18 protein-coding genes are annotated in these 24,670 nt (G+C 63.6%); 2 read left to right on the forward strand and 16 right to left on the reverse strand.

All coding sequences use genetic code 11. The features are described 5' to 3' along the window. Positions 1 to 19: 19 nt before the first annotated feature. Positions 20 to 2,302 (forward strand): succinoglycan biosynthesis protein ExoP, encoded by a 2,283-nt coding sequence (locus IFT60_RS16550; protein ID WP_192053489.1) that lies wholly within the window; start codon positions 20 to 22, stop codon positions 2,300 to 2,302. Positions 2,303 to 3,338: 1,036 nt separating this feature from the next. Here IFT60_RS16550 and IFT60_RS16555 read toward each other — a convergent pair. The 16 genes from IFT60_RS16555 to IFT60_RS16630 form a co-directional block, all read right to left on the reverse strand. Next, complete coding sequence (locus IFT60_RS16555; RefSeq protein ID WP_192053491.1) at positions 3,339 to 4,526, reverse strand: acyltransferase family protein; 1,188 nt, start codon at positions 4,524 to 4,526, stop codon at positions 3,339 to 3,341. Positions 4,527 to 4,566: 40 nt separating this feature from the next. After that, a complete protein-coding gene (locus IFT60_RS16560; RefSeq protein ID WP_192053493.1) occupies positions 4,567 to 5,163 on the reverse strand; it encodes a phosphatase PAP2 family protein in 597 nt (198 codons plus the stop codon). A 25-nt stretch (positions 5,164 to 5,188) separates the two neighbouring features. Further along, entirely contained in the window at positions 5,189 to 5,803 is a 615-nt protein-coding gene (locus IFT60_RS16565; RefSeq protein WP_192053495.1) for a sugar transferase, read from the reverse strand. Continuing rightward, positions 5,797 to 7,029 carry a DegT/DnrJ/EryC1/StrS family aminotransferase gene (locus IFT60_RS16570; protein WP_192053497.1) on the reverse strand — a complete coding sequence of 411 codons (1,233 nt, stop codon included), beginning with the start codon at positions 7,027 to 7,029 and terminating at the stop codon, positions 5,797 to 5,799. Before IFT60_RS16570 ends, IFT60_RS16565 begins: the two co-directional genes overlap by 7 nt. Positions 7,030 to 7,031: 2 nt before the next feature. Next, positions 7,032 to 8,276 carry a glycosyltransferase family 4 protein gene (locus IFT60_RS16575; RefSeq protein WP_307729691.1) on the reverse strand — a complete coding sequence of 415 codons (1,245 nt, stop codon included), beginning with the start codon at positions 8,274 to 8,276 and terminating at the stop codon, positions 7,032 to 7,034. Beyond that, the gene (locus IFT60_RS16580; protein WP_192053499.1) at positions 8,264 to 9,046 is read right to left on the reverse strand and encodes a polysaccharide deacetylase family protein; all 783 of its coding nucleotides are present in this window, start codon (positions 9,044 to 9,046) and stop codon (positions 8,264 to 8,266) included. The genes IFT60_RS16575 and IFT60_RS16580 overlap by 13 nt, the downstream gene beginning before the upstream one ends. Continuing rightward, a complete protein-coding gene (locus tag IFT60_RS16585; RefSeq protein WP_192053501.1) occupies positions 9,043 to 9,735 on the reverse strand; it encodes a hypothetical protein in 693 nt (230 codons plus the stop codon). Before IFT60_RS16585 ends, IFT60_RS16580 begins: the two co-directional genes overlap by 4 nt. Positions 9,736 to 10,012: 277 nt before the next feature. Then, complete coding sequence (locus tag IFT60_RS16590) at positions 10,013 to 11,113, reverse strand: glycosyltransferase family 4 protein (RefSeq protein ID WP_192053503.1); 1,101 nt, start codon at positions 11,111 to 11,113, stop codon at positions 10,013 to 10,015. Beyond that, complete coding sequence (locus IFT60_RS16595) at positions 11,040 to 12,290, reverse strand: hypothetical protein (RefSeq protein ID WP_192053505.1); 1,251 nt, start codon at positions 12,288 to 12,290, stop codon at positions 11,040 to 11,042. Before IFT60_RS16595 ends, IFT60_RS16590 begins: the two co-directional genes overlap by 74 nt. Beyond that, entirely contained in the window at positions 12,287 to 13,537 is a 1,251-nt protein-coding gene (locus IFT60_RS16600; protein WP_192053507.1) for a lipopolysaccharide biosynthesis protein, read from the reverse strand. Before IFT60_RS16600 ends, IFT60_RS16595 begins: the two co-directional genes overlap by 4 nt. Next, positions 13,534 to 14,661 (reverse strand): DegT/DnrJ/EryC1/StrS family aminotransferase, encoded by a 1,128-nt coding sequence (locus IFT60_RS16605; protein WP_192053509.1) that lies wholly within the window; start codon positions 14,659 to 14,661, stop codon positions 13,534 to 13,536. Before IFT60_RS16605 ends, IFT60_RS16600 begins: the two co-directional genes overlap by 4 nt. Before the next feature lie 11 nt (positions 14,662 to 14,672). Beyond that, the gene (locus IFT60_RS16610; RefSeq protein ID WP_192053511.1) at positions 14,673 to 15,278 is read right to left on the reverse strand and encodes an acyltransferase; all 606 of its coding nucleotides are present in this window, start codon (positions 15,276 to 15,278) and stop codon (positions 14,673 to 14,675) included. A 1-nt stretch (position 15,279) separates the two neighbouring features. Next, positions 15,280 to 16,341 (reverse strand): Gfo/Idh/MocA family protein, encoded by a 1,062-nt coding sequence (locus IFT60_RS16615; protein ID WP_192053513.1) that lies wholly within the window; start codon positions 16,339 to 16,341, stop codon positions 15,280 to 15,282. Between the two features lie 21 nt (positions 16,342 to 16,362). Then, positions 16,363 to 17,691: a nucleotide sugar dehydrogenase gene (locus IFT60_RS16620; protein ID WP_192053515.1), complete on the reverse strand. Its 1,329-nt coding sequence runs from the start codon at positions 17,689 to 17,691 to the stop codon at positions 16,363 to 16,365. 57 nt (positions 17,692 to 17,748) lie between these two features. Next, complete coding sequence (locus IFT60_RS16625; protein ID WP_229510929.1) at positions 17,749 to 19,647, reverse strand: polysaccharide biosynthesis protein; 1,899 nt, start codon at positions 19,645 to 19,647, stop codon at positions 17,749 to 17,751. Between the two features lie 620 nt (positions 19,648 to 20,267). After that, positions 20,268 to 21,239: an N-acetylmuramoyl-L-alanine amidase-like domain-containing protein gene (locus IFT60_RS16630; protein ID WP_192053519.1), complete on the reverse strand. Its 972-nt coding sequence runs from the start codon at positions 21,237 to 21,239 to the stop codon at positions 20,268 to 20,270. Positions 21,240 to 21,473: 234 nt separating this feature from the next. Here IFT60_RS16630 and IFT60_RS16635 point away from each other — a divergent pair, with 234 nt between their 5' ends. Then, positions 21,474 to 24,482 (forward strand): TonB-dependent receptor, encoded by a 3,009-nt coding sequence (locus IFT60_RS16635; RefSeq protein ID WP_192053521.1) that lies wholly within the window; start codon positions 21,474 to 21,476, stop codon positions 24,480 to 24,482. The last annotated feature ends 188 nt before the right edge of the window (positions 24,483 to 24,670 follow it).

Genomic DNA, 24,670 nt, shown 5'->3' on the forward strand with positions numbered 1-24,670 from the left:
GTGAGCACGGAGACCACCCATGACCAAACCCGCCGACCACTTGCCGCTGACCCATGTCGCACACAGCCCGCCAATCCTGAGCGTCCCCTTCGATCCGCGTCCGCCGCTCACGGCTGCCGACGAGCCGACGGTCGATCTGAAAGGGCATTTCAACACCCTGTACGACAATCGCTGGCTGATCGGCGGCATCACGGCATTGATCACGCTGATCGCCGTGCTGTATGCGCTCGTGGCCAAACCCGTCTATGAAGCCAACCTGATGATTCACGTCGAGGAAGAAAGCCCGAATGCCTCGAAAAACATCCTGAGCGAGGCATCCTCGCTGTTCGAAACGAAAAAGGCGGCGATTGCCGAGATGGAGCTGCTGCGCTCGCGCATGGTGGTCTCGCAAGCGGTCGACAACCTGCAGCTGTACATCGAGGTCCAGCCCAAGTATTTTCCGGTGGTCGGCTTCTGGTTCGCGAACCAGAACAACGGCGCGCTGTCGACCCCCGGCCTGTTCGGCTATGGCGGCTACATCTGGGGCGGCGAAAAGGCTGAAGTCACGGTTTTCGACGTGCCCGAAAGCTGGCTCAACCGCGAGTTCGTCATCACTGCGCGCGGCATCAACCGCTACCACTTCTCGGGCGGCGGCCAGCGCCTCGCTTTCGACGGCACGGTCGGCCAGCGCTACCGTGTACCGACGCCCGAGGGCACGATGGAAATCAAGGTCGATCGCCTGTATGCCAATCCTGGCGCGCGCTTTCGCCTGAAGCGCAAGTCGCGCCTTGGCACCATCCAGGATATCCAGACGGCGATGGTGATCACCGAACAGGGCAAGCAGTCGGGCGTGATCGAGGTCAAGCTGCAGGGCGAGAACGCCAAGCGCATCAATGCCTTGCTGAGCGAAATCGGCCGCGAATACATGCGTCAGAACCTGGCGCGCAAGACCGAAGAGGCGGAAAAATCGCTGGCCTTCCTGAACAAGCAGTTGCCCATCCTGAAGCGCCAGCTCGAGCAGTCCGAAGACCGCTACAACCAGTTCCGCAATTCGCACGGCACCGTCGACCTGCGCGAAGAAGCGCGCGTCAGCCTGGCGCAAGCCACGGCGGCGCGCTCGCGCCGCATCGAGCTGGCGCAAAAGAAAACCGAGCTGCTGGCCCGGTTTACCGAAGACCATCCGATCGTCGCCGCGATCAACCGCCAGCGCAAGGAAGTCGACGCCGAGATCGAGGAAATCGCCGCGCGCATCAAGAGCCTGCCCGTGCTGGAACAGGACGAAGCGCGCCTGACCCGCGACATCAAGGTCAATACCGACCTCTACACGGCGCTGTCGAACACGGCGCAGCAGCTGCGCCTGATTTCCGTCGGCCGCGTCAGCAACGTGCGCCTGGTCGATGCGCCGATCGCCCCGGAAAAGGCGCTCAAGCCGAATCGCCCGCTGATCGTCGCACTGGCCGTGATTACCGGGCTATTCCTGGGGACGCTGCTCGCGTTCGCACGCAAGGCTTTGCAGGGCGGTATCGACGACCCGCAAAAGATCGAGCGCCTGCTCAATGCACGCGTCGTCTACGCATCCATTCCGCACAGCAGCAACCAGGACAAGCTGCTGCGCAAGGCGCGCGGCGAAACGGCGCTACTGCCCTTGCTGGCCCAGATCATGCCGGAGGATCCGGCTGTCGAAAGCCTGCGCAGTTTCCGCGCCGCGCTGCAGTTCTCGATGCCGCATTTCAAGAACAACATCGTCATGTTCGCCGGTCCCACGCGCGCCCTCGGCAAATCCTTTGTCGCCGCCAATTTTGCCGCGGTAATGGCATCGAGCGGCAAGCGTGTGTTGCTGATCGATGCCGACCTGCGCAACGGCCATCTGCATCGCTATTTCGGTATCGGGCGCGAGCGTGGTTTGTCGCGTTCGATCATCGGCTCGATGCCGGTGGAAGACATCATCCACCACGACGTCATGGACAACCTCGACTTCATTCCCACTGGCGAGCTGCCGCCGAACCGCTCCGAATTCCTGCTGCATCTGAACTTCGGCGCACTGCTCGAGTCGGTCAGCAGCCGCTACGACCTGGTCCTGCTCGACCCGCCTCCGGTGCTGTCGGTTGCCGACGCACTCATTATCGGCGCCCATGCCGGCGCCGTGTTCATCGTCGCGCGTGCCGGCGTGACAACCGAGGGCCAGATCAACGAATCGGTCAAGCGCCTCAACCACGCCGGCATTTCGCCGCAGGGCGTACTTTTCAACGACATGGCGTTGCGGCTCGGCTCGAGCGCTGCGCAATACGGTGCGACTGCCGCGCAAATCGGTTACGTCGCTTGATGGTCGGCCCGACCGGTGTGCTTCGCCGGTCGAGGTGTCACGCCTTTGGGGCAAGCGTGTTGCTCATGTCATGCCGCCTTATTATCCAGGTCAATCCGGCCGTGATCGACCTGGCGGTCACGGCGAATCCGCAATTGCCTTAATGCCGTCAGTTGAGCGTATTGCAGGGCATTTTGATTAATGTTGAACCGTGTCGCGCAGCGTGAATTCCGCCGTCCGGTCTCCCTACGAACCGGGGGACTTCAAGTTCGCAATACAGCTTGGTGCACGGAGGCAGGCCGCCGGCTTGGCTGACTGGCATTAGCGCTTACCTTCAAATGCGCGCCCGCATCGACGCCAGTTCCTTCTTTCCTCACAGTCTTTGAGCGCTGAGTCTTGCCGTCGGCACGGTTGACTGCCCGGCACCGTGCATCCTTGCGTGGTGCCGGCGCCGGCGCCGGCGCAGGAGCGGCCGGTTGCCAGGGCCGGCGTGGCCGTGGTGGCTTGTCTCTGCATCCGCAAGGATACGGCGCGCTCGCTTCGTCGATGTCGGACTTCCCGGCTCCTGCCAGAGACTGCCGTCACGCCACGGCAGGCCACGCCATGCCATGCCACGCCGCGGCACGCCGACGCCAACATTTCGCATGCGTGTGTGCGTCTGCAACCAGTGTCCCATGGCCGGGCTGGCCACCCGTGCTGATGAGAGTGCTAAGGCCTAGTACCGGGTAGCGCTGATTGCGTTTGACGCCTGCGGGAGCGGCGGCCGCAGCCGAAACATCGGGTGTGGCGCCCTGGAGAGAGAGCGGCAGGTAAGTGCAGCCCTGGCCCGTCCCTGCGCTGGACAGTGAAGAGATCGACTTGCACCGCGAGCAGAAATATACCCGTGCGGCCAGCATCCCGGATGCGTGGACGTGCGCCCGTTCGTTAGGCGAACCGACGTAACCAGTCGCGCGGAATTGAAAAAAGGGCCGGTAGCGCAAGCGCGCACGCAGCCCTTGGCGGCGAGTCACCCGGCATGCGCACGATGGCGCACGCATGCCGGGGAGCGGTGCCTGGATCAGTCGGCGGAGAAGATGATCGGCCTGGCCGGCTTTGGCGCGGAAGGCAGGAGCAGCCGCTTGGCGAAGCGGCGTACGCGGTAGGTGTTGCGCTCGAACAGGAGATAGGAAAGGTAGCTCGTTCCCATCAGGATTGCCAGCATGGCGAAATAGACGGCAAAGTCGCTTGCCTTGGCCGGATCGAGCTGAGTGCGGCCAAATTGGGTGGCGCCGATATGCTGCAACAGGAAAATGACCGGTATATGGAGCACGTACAGCGTGAACGAAAACTCGGACAGCCATTTGCCGAAGGTGCCGACACGCTGCAGGAACACTGAAGGTCCGATTGGTTGGTGCATCGCGGCCAGCAAGACCACGACCGGCAGTGTACAGATCAGGTCCTGGCCGAACGATTCCGGAAGGATGTCGTCGTTCACACCATTGATCCGGTAGTAGACCGAGACACCTACGGCGATCAAGAGCAGGAGCATGCGGGTGGCAAAGGTGCTTTCGACGCGGATGCGGGAAAAGGCGGCGCCCAGCAGCCAGATGCCGAAGTACAGGTTCATCACGTAAGGAAGCCATGCAAACGTGAGCGCCAGCAAGGCTGCACAGGCCGCCTGCTGCAGCAGGCCGCGGCCGGTAAAGATCAGCAGCAGCAGCGGAAACTGGATGTAATACCAGGTCTCGTTGGCCAGGCTCCAGAGGGGGTAGTTGCCGCCGAAACGGTCGACCACGATCGTCTGCAGGCCCAGCAGGTTGCCGACAAAGGTACCGGCCGAGAACTCGCCTGGCGCGCCGAAACCGGCCGGCTCGGTCGTCGCGGCGCCCGTGATGAGTCCGATGCCGATCATCATGACCAGGGTCGGCACGAGCACGGTCCACAGCCGGGTTGCGCGGTCGATCGCATACGAGCGCAGGGCGCGTGGCTGGCCGATCTTGTTGAGCAGGCTGCCCCCGACCAGCCAGCCGCTGATGAGGAAAAACACCATCACCGCCTGGTGTGCGAAGCCGGTGAAGAAGGCCAGCGCCATGTACGCGATACCGGGTTCATCGAGGTTGCGCAGGCCAGGATAGATCTCGGCGCGCAGGTGCGCGGCCGCCACTTGCAAGGAGGCGACGCCCCGAAGCAAGTTCATCAGCAGCGATTGCATCGAATCCTCGCTGAGCTGGCTCTGTCGCTGCCAATGGAAGGAAAGGGCACGCATGTTCGTTCTCCTGTCGAATGTGAAAAATCTCAAGTCGTGGTCAGCCGCAGCTGTCCCAGCTAAACGGGGTCCGGTTGCCGGACAAGGCCAGGGCCACCTTGACCATCCAGTAGCCGACCTGTGCCTGCTGCATGACCCAGCCGACCGCGATAAAGGCGGCCAGGGCGGCTGCCGTGCCCGCCAGCAGCGAGGGTTGGCGGGCCGTGCGTACAATCCTGATCATGGTGCCGCTGGCCAAGGCGCCGACAATCCAGCCGGCGCAGGCCTCGGCCGCCGTGTGCTCGCCGGTGGCGACAAGCACGATCGCCAATGCCGCGCCCAGCGCGAATCCGCCACCGGCGCCGACCAGCGCTGCCGGTGGCGGCCAGCGTTGCAGCAGCAGGTAGAGCAGCACCGGGAAAACGGTGGTCGCGCTGGCGGCATGGCCGCTGAAGGCCTGGAAGCGCAGCGCCGGAATTTCGGTTCCCCAGCCGAGAAAGGCGACCTTGCTGGTGCCGACGATCGCCAGCGCGCCCGCGAACAGCAATAGCCAGTACCCGGCCGCGCGCCAGTCACGCGCCGCCAGCAGCCAGGCGGCGATGGCGCTCGCAAGTGGCAGCGTCAACACCAGGTTGCCGAGTTGGAAAAAGGCGGTCATGGCGCAATGGTCTTGGCGAAATTCGTCACCGCGCGAGCGCGCGCAGCGTGCCCAGGATGATGCGCATGTCGCCCCAGAACGACCGTTCGCGCACGTAGCGCAGGTAATACTCGAGCTTGGTAGGCAGGATGGTGTCGATGTAGGCCTGTTCGGGATCGAGCGCCTTCCCCAGGATGGCGTTCTCGTCCTTGAACAGGATCGAAGCCCAATCGGTCACCCCCGGCCGGACTGACAACACCAGCTCGCGTTCGTGCGCCGGATAGCAGGCGACATAGCGCGGCACTTCCGGGCGCGGACCCACCAGGCTCATCGTGCCGTGGATGACGTTGAACAGCTGTGGCAGTTCGTCGAGCTTGTACTTGCGCAGGAAGTGGCCGGCACGTGTGATGCGCGGATCGCGTCCGACCGTCAGCAGGCGTTGCTGGTTTGGCTGCGGACCAGGCTGCACCTGCGGCTGGGCCGACATCGTGCGGAATTTCAGGATGGCGAAGGGCACGCCGTGCCGTCCGACGCGTACCTGGCGAAACAATACCGGTCCGAGCGAATCGAGGCGGATCCAGAGCGCGATCACAGCCAGCAGGGGCACCAGCAGCAGGACGCCGACTGTCGCGGCGCACACGTCGAAGGCACGTTTCAACATGGCAGCAGCTCATGCAGGGCATGGATGACGCGCTCCTGGCTGGCGTCCGTCATGCGGGTGTAGAGGGGCAGCGTCAGCATCGCGCCGAAGGCGGCTTCGGCGACCGGGAAGCGCTCGGGTGCGGACACGCAGTTGTCGCGCCAGTAAGGCTGGCGGTGCAGGGGAATGAAGTGCACGCTGGTACCGATGCCGAGTTCCGACAGCCGCACGATGAGTTCGTCACGCTGCAGCGCCGCGTCCTCGCGCAGGCGCACCACGTACAGGTGCCAGGCATGGGTACTGTCGCCCTCGGGGCGCGGCGGCAGGACCAGGGGCAGTCCTGCCAGGGCTTCGTCGTAGCGCGCGGCGAGACGCTGGCGCTGCTCGAGGAAGCGATCGATCTTCTTGAGTTGTTCGATGCCGATGGCGGCGGCAATATCTGTCAGGTTGTACTTGAAACCGGCCGCCACGACTTCGTAGAACCAGGCGGGCGTCTTCGAGACATAGCGGTCGAACGCATCCTGGCTGATGCCATGCAGGCGCATCAGGCGAATGCGGCGGGCAAGCTCGGGATCGCGCACCACCACCATGCCGCCTTCGCCGGTGGTCATGGTCTTGTTGGCATAGAAGCTGAAAACGGTAATGTCGCTCTCGAGCGTACCCACCAGGCGGCCGCGGTAGCGCGTCGGAAAGGCGTGCGCCGCATCTTCGACCACGCGCAACTCATGGCGCCGTGCGAGCGCGAGCAGGGCGTCCATGTCGCAAGCCATGCCGGCGTAGTGCACTGGTACGATGGCACGGGTGCGCGGCGTGATGGCCGCCTCGACGGCGCGTGGGTCCATGTTCAGCGTGACAGCGTCGACGTCGACCAGCACCGGCTGCGCGCCCAGGTAGCGCACTACCTCGGCGGTGGCGGTAAAGGTCAGGGTCGGGACGATCACCTCGTCGCCTGGCCCGATGCCCAGGCTCTCCAGCGCCAGGTGCAGGCCGGCGGTGGCCGAGTTGACCGAGATCGCCTGCACGTCGGCGCCGAGATAGTCGCGAAACGCCGCTTCGAAACGGCGTGCCGTGGGGCCGGTGGTGACCCAGCCCGAGCGCAGGCATTCAACCACGGCGGCGATTTCTTCCTCGCCGATGTCGGGCAGGGCGAAGGGCAAAAATGGAGGAGCGGCGGTAGCGGTGGCAGGCGCGGCGGCGAGCGTAGTGGCAGGCGTCGCGGCGGGTTCGGCAAGCTGGTGGTCGTCCATGGTCAGTCTCCTGCGCATGCAGTCAAAAAGCGTTCCCCGAGTACCGGGTAGGTAAGGTTGTCGAGGGCGTAGCGCTGGCCGCGCTGTCCCATGGCCTCGCGTTCGGTCGCGCTGCACCCGGCCAGCTGCACGATGGCGGCTGCCAGCGCATGCGGGTCTTCGGGCGCGAGCGTGATCCCGCAGCCGGCATCGGCAACCGGATCGTTGCCGGCTTCGACGGCATGCAGCACCGGGCGCGCCGCCATCATGTAGTCGATCAGCTTGTTCGGCGCAATGCCGAAGCGGTACAAGGGCTGGCGCTGCCAGCCGATATAGGCGAGGTCGAAGCGGCGCAGCAGGGCCGGCACCTGGTGTTTCGGCACCGGATCGAGGAAATGCACGTAATCCAGGCCCATGGCCCGGGCGCGGAGTTGCAGGCGCTGTTTCTCCGGTCCGCCACCAGCCAGCACGAAGGCGACACGGCGGCCGCGCAACAGCGCCGCCGCCTCCAGCAGGGTGTCGAGGGCGTTGGCCAGGCCATGGGTGCCGGCATAGCCGAGGATGCAATCGGCCGAGGCGCGCGCCGCTGTCAGGACCTCCTCCGCCTGCTGGGGCAGGCCCGTGTCGATGCCCAGCCACTCGGCCGGATCGGCGCCGTTCGGGACAATGTGCAGCTTGTGTGGCGCCATGCCGTGCGCCTCCAGGTGGGCGCGCACTTTCGGCAGGATCGACACGACGGCGTCGGCATGGCGGCAGGCATGGTTCTCCGCTGCCTGCAACAGCATGATGAACGGATGCCAGCGCGAATAGCCACCCAGCTCCATCGGCGACAGTGGCCACAGGTCGTGCACTTCGAACAGCAGGCGGGCGCCGGCCAGGCGCGCGATCCGGTGAGCGGGCCAGATGTCGAGCGGATAGGTGCTCGAGGCGATAACGACGTCGGGGCGTTCGCCGCGCGCCAGCGAACGTCCTTCGCATACCAGGCGCCACACGAAGCTGAGCATGTTGAGGATGCGCTTGATGCCGTTGCCGCGGTAGGGGGGGGTGGCAAACCAGGTGTAGTCGACCCCGTCGATATTCTGGTCGAGCCGGTCGCGGCCCGCCATGTCGGGCGCCTGCGCGCGGATGTGCGATTGCGATGACGCGACGATGCGCACCCGGTGCCCCTGGCGCACCCATTCGCGCGCCAGGTAATACGGCCGGAACTCCATGCCATGGCGTACCGAGCCCGCATAATGATTGATCAGGAGGATGTTCAGGCGCGCCATGCGATCTCCTCGGCCAGTCGGCGCAGGTTGCAGCGCGTCGTTTCCACCCAATTCGTTTCCCACTGCAGCGGGTGGGTCAGGAAGCAGATACGGCCGTAGCGGCCGAACGCATCGAATGGCGAGAGCGGCGTGTAGTAATGCGGATGCTCGCGGTCGCTGATGTACATGTCGAAGTGACGCAGCAATTCGCTATCGTAGGACTCGCATTCGATGCCGCAGCGGCGGCGCACGGCGGGGTCGCGCAGCAATTCGTGGTTGATCACCTTCAGGCGGCGGTTGGCGAAATCGCCATGGCTGGCGACGGTTACCATTTGCATGCCAAGGCGCTCGGCGATGCTCTGGAAATTACGGACGAATTGTTCGCGGATTTCAGGAAAGCGGCGCCTGATTTCGTCCGCGCAGCGAATCCGGTGGCGCTTGGCATAATCCGCCACTTCCTCGTAGTGGTAGCTCGCTTCGCTGCCGGCAGCTTCAATCTCGCGCATGAAGCCGAAATCGAGCGTACTCAGGCGAAAGTAATAACTGGCTTTGACGCCGTACTTCGCTTCGATCGCGAACATTTTCTTCGCCGTGCGCAGGTCGCTGTCGATGTCGTGCCGGTGCACCAGTACCTTGCGCGCGCCGGCCCCAATGGCGGGTTCGCGATGAAAATCGCGCACCGACAGCTGGGCATAGCCGGCATCGCGCGCGCGTTCGAGTAGTGCCGCATAGATACCGAGGCGCGATGGCATCAGGTAATCGGCGTACAGCCGGTGCAGGACCCTGTTCATTGAAGGGCGTACTTCGCGCGATAGGGGCGGAAGCCGAGGATCTTCTTGAACGTCTGCAGACCGGGCTGGGCGCCGAAGAAGGTGTCGTACATCAGGTAGCGCACGCGCTGTTCGCCGAGCAGCTCGGACACGATATCGACCACCATCATGTGCATGATGCCGTCGTTGTTGCGGATGCCAATCAGTTGAGAGAAGGAAGCAAAATTGCCGTAGTGACCGAGATTGGCATAAGCAACCATCCGGCCTTCCGGATTGAATACGCCGTAATAGCGGAAGTGTTTGAGCGTCTCGAAATGCGACGGTTTTTCGCGGTATTTCGTATCCATCGGCCGCCCCTGGCGTTCTTCCAGCGAGGTATTGATGGCATAGATATCGTCGATATGGGCGTTACGGTCGATGTGGCGCAGCTGGTAACCGCGGTTACGTGCGCGCTTGGCGTGATGGGCGCCGGCGTTCTTGCCCTTGATGAGTTCCAAATATTGCTGCTCGTTGGGGACAGCGTTCAGGTCGAGCAGCGCCGCGCCGACTGTTTTGTTTCGTATCAGCTTATAGCGCGGATGCGGTTTGGTGTAATAGCGGTAGGTCGCTCGGATATCCGCCGGATCGAGCGCTTCATGAAAATGCAATTCGGCCACGGGAAGGCGCAGTATTTCAGTGAGCAGCTTGTAATGATGGGAAATAATTTTCATGTTGTACGCTCGATAAGATGAGACACACGATAAGACTGAAGGTACGGGTACTTATTGAAACGGATTAAATAAGGCGCTTTCCACGAAAAGATATTTCTGCTCCAACCATCCAGTGAATTCTTTCTCCGAAGAAGTTATGATGATTGGAAATTATTTCTTCTTGTGTTGAAAATAGCGATCCCGGAGGCCGGTTGCGTTTTTATCGCTGTGATGAAAAACGGTCAGGAAAGCTTGGCAATACCAATGCCATGCGGATACGCTGACGGCCGGGCAAGCGCTACACGCTCTCGTAGAAACTGATCAGCTTTTTTGATTCGCGCCTCCAGTTGTAATGCTGCTCCACCGCGCGCCTTCCGTTATCGCCCATGCGCGCCGCAAGTGCCGGGTGCAAGACCAGGTGATCGATGGCGGCGGCAATCGCCGCTGGATCGCCCGGGTCGACGCAAACGCCGCAGCCGTGGCGTTCGACGATGTTGCGCCACAGGGGAAAGCGCGAAGCGATGACTGGAATGCCGGCTGCCATGTACTCGAACATCTTGACGGGCAATGCATCGAGATAATTGGCCACGGGATGCAGCGTTACCAGCCCGGCGACGGCGCGGCGCATGACACCGCTGACACCTGCGCGGTCGAGGTAGCCATGGCGCAGGATGCGCTCCCATCCTTCATAGCCGCGCACCTCGGATTCGAGCGCAGGCTCGGCAAACTGGCCGGCCAGTGCCAGGCGTGCATCGGAACGCAGCAGGGCGCAGGCACGTACCAGTTCGCGAATGCCGCGGATCGCGGAGATGCTGCCGACATAGCAGACCTCGTTTCCTTTCTCGCTCCAGTCCGGCTCGCCTTCGAATTCGCTGACGACCGGGTAATTGTTGATGTCGATCGAACGTGCATTGATGGGTGCGAATTTATTGCGGATGGTCGGAGTCGCCGCGATGACGCCATCGAAGCGGCGGCAGGCGAAACGTTCATACGCGCCGAAGGAATTCGACAGCAGGCGTGCCGACGCCTTGCCGAGATACGGTTTGGCCAGTAATTGCGTCGGTACGTCTTCGTGCGAATCGAAGATGACCTTGCGTCCCATGCGCTTGAGGCTCAGCCCGACTGGGATCAGTTCCGGGTCGTGCAACTGGTACACCTCGGCGTCAGCCGCGACCGCGGCCTCGAACACCCGGCGCGTGGTGCGCAGCATGCGGTTGACCCGGCCCGACAGGCGTCCGACGTCGACGATGCGGACGCCATCGCGCTGTGCCGGACCGGCGCCATCGGCGACCACCAGCGTTACGTCGAAACCATGCTCGGCCAGGCTACGGCACTGCTTGACGAAAATCCGGGTGTCGTGGCGCGGATGGGCGGAGGTCAGGTGTGCGATTTTTCGCATATTTCCTCTCATAAAAATAGCGGGAGCTGGCACCGAGCGTGGCGCCGATCAGCATGTCGGTGAAATAGTGCGAGGTCAGCAACAGCAAGACGGTGACGCAGGCCATCGAAAAGCCCAGCAGGAAGATGCCGCAGTGGCGCGGCGCGAAGTATTCGCGAATGAACATCGGGATGATCGGTACCACGGTGACCAGGCACAGGTACGCGATGCCGAAAAAGCCGAGGTCGACCCAGGCCGACAGTACGTTGTGCGAGTAGTAGCCCGGCTTGTAGCTGGCGTAATCGCCGAGCAGGGGATGCGCCAGGATGGTCTGGACCGCGTGCACGGTCAGGTGATGGCGCTTGTTGGCCGAGGTCGACTGCGACAGGTCGAGCAGTTCGAGGATGCGATTTGCGGGCAGTGCGGCGAGGATCTGGTCGAAGTACAAATGGATGACGAAAAACAGGATGATTCCGCACAGCAGGAAGTGCAGCTTGTGCCGCGAGTAATAGAACTCGATGATGGGAATGGCGAACATCAGGGCGGCGAACTCGCTGCGGGCGGTATTCAGGAACAGCGTCATCGCTCCCGAGGCGTACAGCACCAGGCGCAGCGGCATCGCGCGGGTAAAGGAAATGACGGTGAGAAAAGTAATCAGGTAGGAACGGGCGAAGCCCTGGTAGGTCGCCAACGCATCGGCGTCCTTGGCGATGCCCATCGCGCCCAGGTAGAACACGCCGTCGACCGAGAACGAGACGGCGATGGTCGTCATCGCGGCCAGGCTGAGCAGGCCGACGATGCGAAAGCGCGCACTGTCGAAGTCGAGGAAGCTGGCGATCACGAACATGTTGAAGATGAACAGGATGCCGAGGATGTGATTGCCGACGATGGTGCGGTTGGCGCCGGCGGCGGCGTTGACCACGATGACGGCGACGAAATAGATCAGGAACAGGCAGAGGTGCAGGTCGACGGCATGGAAGCGGCGCGGGTCGCGCTGCATCCGCTTCAGGTAGATCAGCCCGAGCGGCACGGCGAACAGCAGTGAGATCGGTGCGAAATAGCCGCCCAGGAAAGCACCGGTGGTGCCGGTTCCGAGCAGGGTGTGATAGAAGAAGAATCCCGGGAACAGCAGGAAAAACGCGGCGAGCAAGATCCACTGTTCGCGCCGCGCGATCTTGAGGGAACGGGCGGAAGTCATGCTGCGGCCAGCCGGTTCTGGGAGCACTGCCACGACATGTGCAGGTAGACCAGGTAGAGCGTGGAATAGCCGATCGCGAACCAGAGCAGGTTCTGATGCAGGGTTCCCGGCATCAGGAAGGCCGTGATCGTCACTGCGCACAGGGTCAGCTGCCACCACAGGTCGACGTTCTGTTTGCCGGTCACGAAAAACACATAGCTGAGCGGACTGGCGACGAAGTTGAGGAAGTAGAGCGGCGCCAGGATCTGGGCCAGCTCGCCCGCTTCACGCCAGGCGGGGCCGAACACCCAGGCGAACAGGGTGGGCGAAAACAGCAGGAGCACGAGCGACGGCGCCAGGCCCAGCAGCATCAGCACCTTGAAGGTGTAGCGGTACGCTTGCTTGCAATTGCCATGCGTTTCGAATTCATGCACCGACTGGCGCTTGAATACTTCCAGCACGGAAGCGGCCAGCAGCGAGATCGGCGCGGCCAGCACGCGCTGGGTCAGCGCATACAGCCCGGCGGCCAGCGCGCCGTGGCGTACGCCGATCAGGAACAACGGCAAATGCCCGACCATGTTGTTGAGGAGGTTCGACGGCAGGGCGAAGCGCCAGAACTTGCGGTGACGCACCAGGTAGGCGCGGGCATCGGCGTCGAGCGTCAGGCCGATACGTGGCGCCGGCGGATGCAACAGCCGGCGCGCCGCGACGAGACCGATGCTCAGGCCGATCAGCTGGCCGGCCAGCAGGCCCGCTCCGCCGATCCCCGAGGCCAGTAGCAGCAGTTGCGCCAGCGCGATCGTGCCGGCGCCGACGACCTTGGCGCGCGCGGCGGCACCGAATGCGTTATGGGAAGTCGCATAGGCCAGTGTCGTCTGCATGTGCGCCGTCAGCCAGGTGCCGATGCCGACCGTCAGCAGTGCCGGCCAGGACAGCTGGCTGATGCCCGGCACGCCGAGCAGGTGCGCCAGCGCCGCCAGCAGCGTCACCAGGAAGGCGGTGATGGTGGCGGTGTAGAGGACGAGACTGAAGCAGGTGCGCTGCTGTTCGTGCTCGTGGTCGAGGATCATTGCCGTTTCCATGCGCAAGGTGGCGCCGATGGCCGCGACCGCGACCATGGCAACCCACAGGCTGAACGCACCCATGTCGGCGGGTGTGCACATGCGCGTGATCAGCGGTGCGGCCAGCAGCGGCAGCGCCTGGGCGCCGAGGGCGCCGCCCAGCACGGTGATCACGTGTTTCCAGAAAGTCGGCAAGCGCAGCTTCATACCGATTCGTCGGCGAAGTCGAGGGTTGGAACGGGAACGCGCAGGGCACGCAGCAGGGACTGGGCTACTTGACGCGCCTCGGCATCCGGGAGGTAGGGGCCCATCGGCAGGCTCAGCACGCGCGCGGCCATGCTGCTGGCCACCGGGCAGGCGTCCGCGCGGCTCAGGTGGGCATAGGCCGGCTGCAGGTGCATCGGCACCGGATAGTGGACGGCCGTCGGGATGCCCGCCGCATGCAGTTCGGCCTGGATGCGCTCGCGCTCTTCGACCACGACCGTGTACTGGGCATGGACGTTGGTGCGGTCGCGCGCCTGCCCCACCAGTTGCACGCGCCCGGAGAGCAGGGCTTCGTAGCTGTCGGCGGCGCGCTGGCGCTGGGCCAGCTCCCAGTCGAACCGTTCCAGCTTGGCCAGCACGATGGCGCATTGCAGGGTATCCATGCGCCCGCCGACGCCCACGCGGGTATGCACGTAGCGGCGCGACTGGCCGTGCACGCGAATCTCGCGTGCCGCCGCGGCGATCGCATCGTCGCTCGTGAACAGGGCGCCGCCATCGCCATAGCAGCCGAGCGGCTTGCTGGGAAAGAAACTGGTGCAGCCGACTGTCGAGAGGTTGCAGCTTTTCTTGCCGCGGTAGGTGGCGCCGAAGCTCTGGGCCGCGTCCTCGATCACGGCCAGTCCATGGCGGGTGGCGATCGCGTTGATTTCTTCCATGTCGGCCGGCTGGCCATACAGCGAGACCGGCATGATGGCGCGGGTACGCGGGGTGATCGCTTCCTCGATCAGGCCGGGGGCGATGTTGCAGGTGGCCGGATCGATGTCGACGAATACCGGCACGGCGCCCAGCAGTACGATGACTTCGGCGGTGGCGATGAACGAGAAGGGCGTCGTGATGACTTCGTCTCCGGGGCGGACACCGAGCGCCATCAGCGAGATCAGGAGCGCTTCGGTACCGGAGGCAACGGTGATGCAGTGGCGCGCACCGGTGTAGGCGGCCAGCCGTGCTTCGAGCTCGGCCACTTCCGGCCCGAGGATATACTGGCCGTGGTCGAGTACGGCCGTGATGCGTTCGTTGATCCGCTCGCGCGAGGCCTGGTACTGGGATTTCAGGTCGATGAATTCCATGGTGTCCGCTATCAAGGTTGAGCTGCAGGAACGAACATGCAAACGCCGTCCTGCAGCAGGTAGAGGTCGCCCGAATGCGGGCACAGCGCTTCGCCATTGCCTTCGATGTCCAGCGGCAGGCGTTCGCCGAAGCGGCTCATCCAGCCGATCTGGCGCGCCGGCACGCCCGCCATCAGGGCAAAGGCCGGTACGTCGCGCGTGACCACCGCTCCGGCACCGATGAAGGCGTACTCGCCCACCGTGATACCGCAGACGATGGTGGCGTTGGCGCCGATGGTGGCGCCGCGCCGCACCAGCGTGCGCCGGTATTCGTTCTTGCGCTGCACCGCCGCACGCGGATTGTGGACATTCGTGAAGACCATGCTGGGGCCGCAAAAGACGTCGTCTTCGAGTGTGACAGCGTCATAGACCGAGACGTTGTTCTGGATCTTGACGTTGTCGCCGATGCGGACGTCGTTGCCGACGAAGACGTTCTGCCCCAGCGAGCAGCCGGCGCCGATGCGCGCGCCGCCGCACACGTGGGCGAAGTGCCAGACGCGGGTGCCGGCGCCCAGCGTGGCGCCGGGGTCGACGATGGCGCTGGCGTGGACCGGGGAATCGATGATGGGCCGGTCCATCTCAGTACTCCAGCGGCAGCGCGACGCGCTTGCCGTCGCGCGCGGACATGTAGGCGGCGACCAGCACCTCGAGCGATTTCAGGCCTTCGCGCCCGTCCGTTTCGGGTTCGGCCTCGCCGCGCAGGACCTTGATCACGTTGTCGTAGTAGAGCGGATGGCCGAAACCGTAGACCGAGGTGGTTTCGTAGCTGGCGTCGCGCACCTTGGCGTCGTCCGGGTCGGGCTGGGCGAATTCCCATTGCTGCACTTCATTGACGGCCACGCCGCCGATGCGCACGGTGCCGTGCTCGCCCAGGATCGTGATCGAGCCTTCCAGGTTGCGCGGGTAGGTGAGCATGGTGACGTTCATCGAGCCGAGCGCGCCATTGCGCCAGCGCAGGCTGATGACTCCAGTATCCTCGACCTCGATGTTGCGCGCCAGCGTGGCGGTATAGGCTTGCAGGCTTTCGACCGGGCCGATGATCCAGTCGATCAGGTCGACATAATGGCTGGCCTGGTTCATGAAGGCGCCGCCGTCGAATTCCCAGGTGCCGCGCCATTTGGCGCTGTTGTAGTATTCGTCGGGACGGGTCCAGAACACGTTCAGGTTGACCATGTAGATGCGGCCGAAGCGTTTTTTCTCGACCGCGCTCTTGAGCAGCTGCAGGGTGGCATTGCGGCGGTTCTGCTTGACCACGAACAGGCGCACACCGGCGGCGTCCGCGGCCGCGACCATGCGCTTGCCGTCTTCCCAGCGCGTGGCCATCGGCTTTTCGGTGATGATGTGGCGGCCGGCGCGGGCGATCTGGACGGTCTGCTCGGGGTGCAGGCCGGACGGCGTGGTGACGATAAAGGCGTCGGCGTCGCAGTGGGCCAGCATCTGGTCGAGGCTGCCGTAGGCTTCGGCCCCGGTCTTCTCTGCAGCCTCGGCAAGCGCACGCGGATCGATGTCGCACACGCCGACCAGTTCGCAGCGATCGCGGTGCTGGCGGATGGCGTTGAAATGGTTGTTGGCGATGCGGCCGCAGCCCACGAGGGCGAAGCGGATCTTGCGGTCGACGATAGCAGGGGGGTAGTTACGCATGATCTTCTCCGGTAGATGGGCTCAGGCCTTGACGACGTGGGGCAGGCGTTCGAGGTACACGCCCCGGGTGTCGACGATCAGGTTGGCGTAGCGGCGGATCATGTCGTAGTCGAAGGCGCTGTGGCTGGTCGCCAGCAGCACCAGGTCATAGGAGGCGAGCGCATCGGGCGTCAGGGCCACGCTGGAGAGCTCGAAGCGGTGTTCGCGCATGCGCGGGAAGACGGGCACGTGCGGGTCGGAGTAGTCGACGTGGGCGCCCTTGTCGCGCAGGATCTCCATCAGCTCGACCGAAGGGGACTCGCGCATGTCCTCGACATCCTTCTTGTAGGCGATGCCCAGCACCAGCACGCGGCTGCCCATCACCGAGCGCCCGCGCTGGTTCAGCGCATCGGTCACCTTGCCGATCACCCAGTGCGGCATGTCGCTGTTGATCTCGCCGGCCAGCTCGATGAAGCGGGTGTGGACGCCGTACTGGCGCGCCTTCCAGGTGAGATAGAACGGGTCGATCGGAATGCAGTGGCCGCCCAGGCCGGGACCCGGGTAATACGGGGTGAAACCGAAGGGCTTGGTGGCGGCGGCGCGAATCACCTCGTGGATGTCGATCTCCATCTTGTCGGCGATGATCTTCATCTCGTTGACCAGGCCGATGTTGACCGCGCGGTGGATGTTCTCGAGCAGCTTGGTCAGTTCAGCGGCGCGGGTCGAGCTGACCGGCACCACGCGGTCGATCGCGGCGCTGTACAGGGCGACGCCGGCTTCCAGGCAGGCGCTGGTACTGCCGCCGCACACCTTGGGAATGGTGCGCGTTTCGAAATGCGGATTGCCCGGGTCTTCGCGTTCCGGCGAGAACACGAGGAAGATTTCGCGTCCCACCGCCAGGCCGCGCGACTCCAGGCGCGGACGCAATTCTTCCTCAGTGGTGCCGGGATAGGTGGTGCTCTCCAGCGAGATCAGCTGGCCCGGGCGCACGAAGGGCAGCAGCGCGTCGGTCGTGTCGAGCACGAACGACAGGTCGGGCTCGCGATAGGCGTTGAGCGGGGTCGGCACGCAGATGATCAGGGCATCGGGTTCGTTGGCGCGGGTGAAATCGGTCGTCGCCTCGAATCCCACCGTACGCGCGGACTCGATCGCGGCCGCCGGGATGTGCTCGATGTAGCTTTCGCCGCGATTGAGCTTGTCGGCCTTGGCCGTGTCGATGTCGATCCCCAGCACGCGGAAGCCGCACGCCGCATAGCGCAGCGTCAGGGGCAGCCCGACGTAGCCGAGTCCGATGATGCCGATGACCGCGGTGCGGTCGCGCAGTTTTGCCGTGAGTTGCTGCAGGTGGGCCGATTGTTGTTCGTCGCGCATGTGTTCCTCGCCAACTATTAATGGTGGGTGGGTGAAGATGAAGAAGGGATGCTGTCGCTAGATGCGAAAGGGCACGAATTTGTGGATGAGGCTCAGCCGCGCCTTGCCGGCTTCGAGTTCGGGTTCGGGCGTCTGGGCCGGGGTGCCGGCGGGTACCTGGGGCGTGTATTCGCTGACGATGGCCTTGACCATCGATTCGATCATGCCGCGCTCATGCGTTTCGCAAGCCATCATCAGGCAGGTGATGCAGGTCTCGAGCACGCTCGGGCGCAGGGCGTTTTCCTTCATGCGCATGATGCGAGGATGCTCGCTCGGGAACACGGTGCCGTCGGTCAGCAGTTCCTCGTGCAGCTTTTCGCCCTGGAACAGCCCGACGAACTTGACTTCGATGTCGCCGTCCGGGTTTTGCGGGGTTTTTTCGGTCAGGCCGGACATGGCGAGCAGGGTGCGCGCCAGTTCGACGATGCGTACCGGTTCGCCCATGTCGAGCACGAAGACGTCGCCGCCCTTGGCCATGGCGCCGGCCTGGATTACGAGCTGGGCCGCTTCCGGGATCAGCATGAAGTAGCGCGACACCTCGGGATGGGTGATGGTCAGCGGCCCGCCACGGGCGATCTGGCGCTGGAACAGCGGAATCACCGAACCGGAAGAGCCGAGCACGTTGCCGAAGCGGACCATGCAGAAAGTCGTGCTCCCGCCATGCTTGGCAGCGGCCGCCTGGAAGATCAGCTCGGCGATACGCTTGCTGGCGCCCATGATGTTGGTCGGGCGCACCGCCTTGTCGCTCGAGATGAGCACGCAGGTTTCCACGTGGTGGCTGGCGCAGGCGGCAGCGACGACCTGGGCGCCGAGCACGTTGTTGCGCAAGCCTTCGACGATGTTCGATTCGACCAGCGGCACGTGCTTGTAGGCGGCGGCGTGGTAGACCGTGTCGACATGGTTGTCGGTCAGGATGCGCTCGACCAGGTCGGCATTGCAGACCGAACCGAGGTGGGCGTCGATGCGCAGGTCGGGAAAGCGTGTGCACAATTCCTGGCGAATCGTGTACAGCGCGAACTCCGAGTGGTCGAGCAGGTGCAGGCGGCTCGGGGCCAGGGTGACGATCTGGCGGCACAGTTCGCTGCCGATGGAGCCGCCGGCGCCGGTGACGAGCACCGTCTTGCCGCGCACGCAACGGGCAAACAGGTCGAGCCGCGGCGGCACCGGCGGGCGGCCTAGCAGGTCTTCGAACTTGAGCTCGCGGATCGAGTCGCGTGGGCGTACCCGGTCGTCGGCCAGGTCGACCAGCCGGCTCAGGATCTTGGTGGTGACGCCGGCGCCGGCCAGGCGCTGCATGATGTCGCGCAGGCGTTCGGCCGGCATCCCGGGGACGGCGATGACGACGGTGCGGATGCCGTGCGCGGCGACCAGGTCGGCCAGGCGGTCGGTATGGAACACGCGCAGCCCGGCGATGGTGCGGTCGTTCAGGGCGCGCTTGTCGTCGAAGAAGCACACCGGGCGGTATTCGTCGCTCGAGCGCATCGTTTGCGCCAGGCGCGCACCCGGCTCGCCGGCGCCGTAGATGGCGACCGCATCCGAGGCGGGACGGCGCGTGCTGTGGTTGCGCAGGAAGTTGCGCATGCCGATACGCGAGGTGACGACATAGGAAAAGACGATGAACCAGTAAATCGCCAGCGCACTGCGCGGAAACATCGCGTCGTTGATCGCAAACAGCACCACGTACGCGCACAGCACCGCAATCCCGAGCGCCAGGCCGGTGGCGCTCAATAAGCGGCCGTCGATAAAACGAATCACGGCGCGATACAGGTCGGACATTGAAAATGCGGCGATCGTGACCAGGGCGACAATCAGATACGACGCCGGTCCGTAATGCGATGCGAGTTTCAGGTCGCCGCCGCGTAATAACATCGCGATCAGAAAACAGAGCGGCAATGCGACCAGGTCGATACAGACCATCAGCGCGATTTTGGTAGTCCGATGCAGCGATACCATTCCGGCGCAAAATTGGCTCAATACTCGGGTGGATATAGTTGGCATGGTGCGCGTTACTCGGTCGGGTGGATGGCGATAGCAGCGGTTATTAAATAAAAGGCTAATGAATAAACGACCAGTGAATAAACGACTGGTAAATGAACAAATGCGTAAAATCGAACAATGTATTAAGAAAGATGCCGCCGGAAATAATTAATGCGCAAACGGATTAATGGCGGCACTTAGACTTATGGCTGTTGAGTAAGTTTATTATCTGCCTCAGTGAGATTGCTGAGTTTGACCCTGCTCAACCGACAATTCCGAATTAAAACGAAATAGGCTGTTTATTTAATTTAGGAAATGCAATTAAGAAATAATCGCATGGCCATCGGCAATAGATTTCCGATAGGAATATAAAACGATGGAAATTGCGCTTGTAAAGACAGAAAGCGAATGTGCGGTGGGCGAGGTGCGCGGAAAGGAGAATCGGCGCGGAACTCAGTCCGGCATGGAGGCGAATGCGCAGTAGTTCTGGGAAGGGGCCGCGCGGCAGCCTGGAAGGAAATGGAAACAGGCGCGCACCGCCGGCACGCGCCTCGGCGGCGTCAGGTACCGGGACGCGGCTGCGGCGCCATCGGCGGCACCACGATGTTGTCGTTCAGGCGCAGGAACTTGAAGCCGGCCAGGCGCTGGCCATTCTTGCCCTCGCGCGCATTGCGTGCTTCGCGTTCGGCGGCGCGGGCGATGAACGAATCGAAGCTTTCCTCGCGCACCTTCGGCTCTTGCGAATGCAGGAAGTGGCGTTCGCCGTTCGGGCCCAGCACCACCAGGCCGACGTGCGAGGCCCAGTGTTCGCCGTTGCGGGTCGAGATCACGTTGACGAAGTCGCCTTCCTGCAACTGGCTGGCGATCGCCGCCACCTGCTCCTTCGGCACATAAGTCTGGCGGCTGGTTTCGACCGGGATGGCGCGCTCGGTGTTGTGGCGTGTCTTGAGGAAGCGCGCACGGTCGACGCGCATGGCGTAACTCGGTCCATTGGCCCCGGCCAGCGCGGCGCTGACGTCGGTGACGAGCCAGCGGTTGGCGACGTTCCAGTCCATCTCGGTGTAATGGTTGCGCGTGGCTACGCCGATCACGCCGTCGCGGTAGCGGATGCGCTGCAGCATCCAGAAAAATTCTTCCCAGGAGCGCGACAGGGCCATCGCGTAAGTGTGTTCCGCGAAGACGACGCAATCGCTCTGCTGCAGGCTGAACATCGGCAAATCGTCGTGCACTTCGAACGGGAACTCGCCCAGCAGGTTCAGCACGTAGGGCTGGCCCAGGTTCTTGCGGCCGATTGCGGCGATCCGTTTGCGCAGGTCGGGCTCGGCCTGCTGCGCCCAGGCGACGTAGCGCCCGGCCTCGACCGGCGTCATCTGGAAGATCTGCTTTTGCAGCACGGCCTCGATGGGCGGCGCCGCGGTCGGCGCGGCCGGCGTGGTGGCAGGTGCGGGCGTGGAAGTCGCCGCCGGGGGCAGGGTGGACTGGCTGGCGCAACCGGCGAGGGCGGCGGCAAAGATCAGGGGGGCGAAGCGCATGCAAAGGTCTCCATGTTGTGTTTGCAAGACGCTAACGCGGCTGCGCGCCGTTTGACAATCACTATTTGTCGTCCACCTATAACTTGAGTGTTGCGTAGGTCAAACATTCCTTCAAGTTATGGCTCAAGGCTTACAAGTAATTTTCCAGTTATTTACTTATAGCTAATACTATCAATATGGCAGGGACCGCCTGCCGCCTGCTGCACACCATACCTATATCCAGGAGAGAGAAGAATGTTCAAACAGAAGCCGCTGGCAGCTGCCGTTTCGATGGCGCTGTGGAGCCTGACCGCCTTGCCGGCCATGGCCCAGACGACAAGCGCGGAAGCCCCGGTGCAGACCGTCGAGGTGACCGGCATCCGCGCCTCGATGGCCAAGTCGCTCAGCGTCAAGAAGAACGCAACGGCGAACGTCGAGGTCATCACGGCGGAAGACGTGGGCAAGATGCCCGACAAGAACCTCGCCGACTCGCTCCAGCGGCTGGCCGGCGTGGCCGTGCGTACCGATTACGACGAAGCCGAAAAAGTGTCGATGCGCGGTACCAATCCGGACATGTCCCTGATCCTGTTCAACGGCCACACCGTGTCCGGCGGCGACTGGTACGTCGCCGACCAGGGTTCGAGCTCGCGCTCGACCAGCCTGTCGCTGATGCCGTCGTCGGTGCTGAACCAGGCACTGGTATACAAGACCTCGCAGGCCAACATCGTCGACGGCGGCCTGGCCGGCACCATCAACGTGACGACGCGCAAACCGTTGTCGCAGAAGGAACGCCTGTCGGGCCTGGTCAGCGTCGGCGCCAGCCATGCCGAGTTGCCCGGCAAGACCGCACCCGACCTGAATGCCTCGGTTACCTGGAAAAACGAAGCGAACACCTTCGGCGTGATCGCCCAGGGCTTCGCCGAAAAGCGCTTCGTGCGCCGCGACTCGGTGTCGCGTTTTGCCTACGGCACCAGCAGCGGCTGGGGCGAGATCAATACCGCGACCATGCTCGGCATCACCGATGCGTCGCTGGCCGGCACCGGCTACAAGGCGGCCGACCTGAACGGCGTACGCCTGCCGGGTTCGATGAGCTCGGAATTCGTCGAGTCCGTGCGTGACCGCAAGGGCGGCATGGTGTCGATGCAGTACAAGCCGAACCAGGATCTCGACGTCACGATGACCGGCTTCCATTCGCAGATGAATGCGAACAACAATGGCCGCCTGACCTCGGGCGCCATCTACTCGATGCTGCTCGGTAAGAACGAACCGCTGGGCGCCACCGCGGCCGCCTCGCAGAACACGTTCTCGAATGGCCAGCGCGTCTATGCGCAAATCCGCAATCCGGTGATCGTCACCGAACGCACCATCTACGGCCACGACCTGAAAGTGCTCAAGGCCGCCGACATCGTGTACCCGAACGGCACCGTGCCCCAATACATCGGCAACTCGGAAGGCTTCTACCGCGACGGCGCGCAGGCGACCAGTTCCTTCCTCGACCTGGACGCCAAGTACCGCGTCAGCCAGGACCTGACGGTCAAGGGCCTGTTCTCGGCCACGCGCGGCGTCGGCAAGACCGACCTCGACCAGGGCACCACGTTCGCCCGCTACGGCACTGGCGTCTCGTACGCGCTGGGCAGCCTGCACGATGCGCCTTACGTCAAGTACCAGGGCGCGGGCGAGAACCGTCCGGGCATCAATCCGGACGGCAGCGGCTACATGATCGTCGGCCGCACCGCATCGGGTATCAAGACCACCGACAAGGAGTTCAGCGGACAGTTCGACGCCGAATACAAGCTGAACGGCGGCTTCGTGCAGTCGATCGAGAGCGGCCTGCGCCACGCCGACCACAAGCGCTTCAGCGGCCGCTTCGGTCCGGCTTTCCGCACCCCGCTGACCTACAGCTTCAACCCCACCACCGGCGCGATCGTCCAGCCGACGCCAACCCCGACCGAGGGCTGGCAGCCGTATCCTAGCGATTTCGGCGACGGCCTGGACGGCGGCTACTGGGACAACACCGGCTTCACCTACTCGCCGGAAGCGCTGAAGGCCTATATCGCGGCCAACACCAAACCGACGACGGCCGCGTTCGAACGCCGCGTCAGTTCCGAGATCGACATGCGCGAGCGCCAGAGTTCGGCTTACATCATGGCCAACCTGGAACACGACCGCTGGTCGGGCAATGTCGGCGTGCGCTACGTGCGCACCGTGGTCGATGCCCAGATCGCCACGCCAATCCCGAACCCGCGTACCTGCCAGCGCACCGAACCGGGCAAGACGCCGGTGCCGTGCGCGGCCTATCCGGGCGCGATCGTGGATGCGGGCGACGCCGTCGCTTACTACGACAACACCGCGTTCAATCCACTGTCGGGCACCATGTACTACAAGACGCCGACGCACAAGATCTTCAAGAACGTGCTGCCGAGCCTGAATCTGCGCTACGAGATCACGAAGGACATGATTGCCCGCTTCGGCGCCAGCCGCACCATCGGCCGCCAGAACTACAACGTGCTCGGCAGCGGTTTCGGCACGCCGGGCTGCGATGCCAGCGGCTGCAAGGTGACCGGTCCCAATCCTGACCTGAAGCCTTTGACCTCGGACAACGTCGACCTGTCGTGGGGCTGGTACTTCGCTCCGCGTTCGGCCGTGACGGTCAGTGCCTTCCACTCCAAGATCGACGGCTACGTGAAGACCGGTACCGTCGGCACCTCGACCATCGAGCTGACCGATCCGCGCGACCAGGTCGTCAAGACCTTCTTCATCAATACCTCGTCGCAGCAGGGCGCCAAGATCACCGGCCTGGAACTGTCTTACGAGCAGCCGTTCGGCTCGTCGCCGTTCGGCTTCACCTCGAACGTCAGCCGCGCCAAGACGAAGGTCGATGACGGCCGTCCGATGGTGGGCGCCTCGGAATGGGCGGGTAACCTTGGTGTGTACTTCGAGAACGACCTGCTGTCGGCACGCCTGGTCTCGAACTACCGCGGCGAGTACGTGAACTCGTCGACGGCGCCGTCGCCGACCGCGAACAGCCAGGGTCTGTCCGTCATCAATGGCGTGACGATGCCGACAGCGCCAACCATGGCCGCGCCGGTAACGACGCTGGCCTTCAATGTCAGCTACAACATCATGAAGAACCTGCAACTGACTTTTGATGCCACCAACCTGACGAACGTCAAGCGCGCCTACTATCGCTACAGCGAGGAAGAGCAACAGAAACTGGACGTCAGCGGCCGTCAGTTCTACCTGAACCTGAAGTACAAGTTCTGATGGAACGTCGGCTGTAAATGACAAGGGGAGCCTCGGCTTCCCTTTTTTTCAACCTTGTGTATGCCCAGTCCTACAGTACAACGCGCCCTACCGGCAGCTCATCCTTACCGCCAGTGTGCGCCACCTAACGGTGCAGCGGCTGCCGCAGGGCTATGATGAAGCCGTGTGAGTGAGGCGCCAGCGAATTC

Origin of the sequence: Massilia sp. CFBP 13721, from assembly GCF_014842025.1 — a bacterium.
Lineage (GTDB): Bacteria > Pseudomonadota > Gammaproteobacteria > Burkholderiales > Burkholderiaceae_D > Telluria.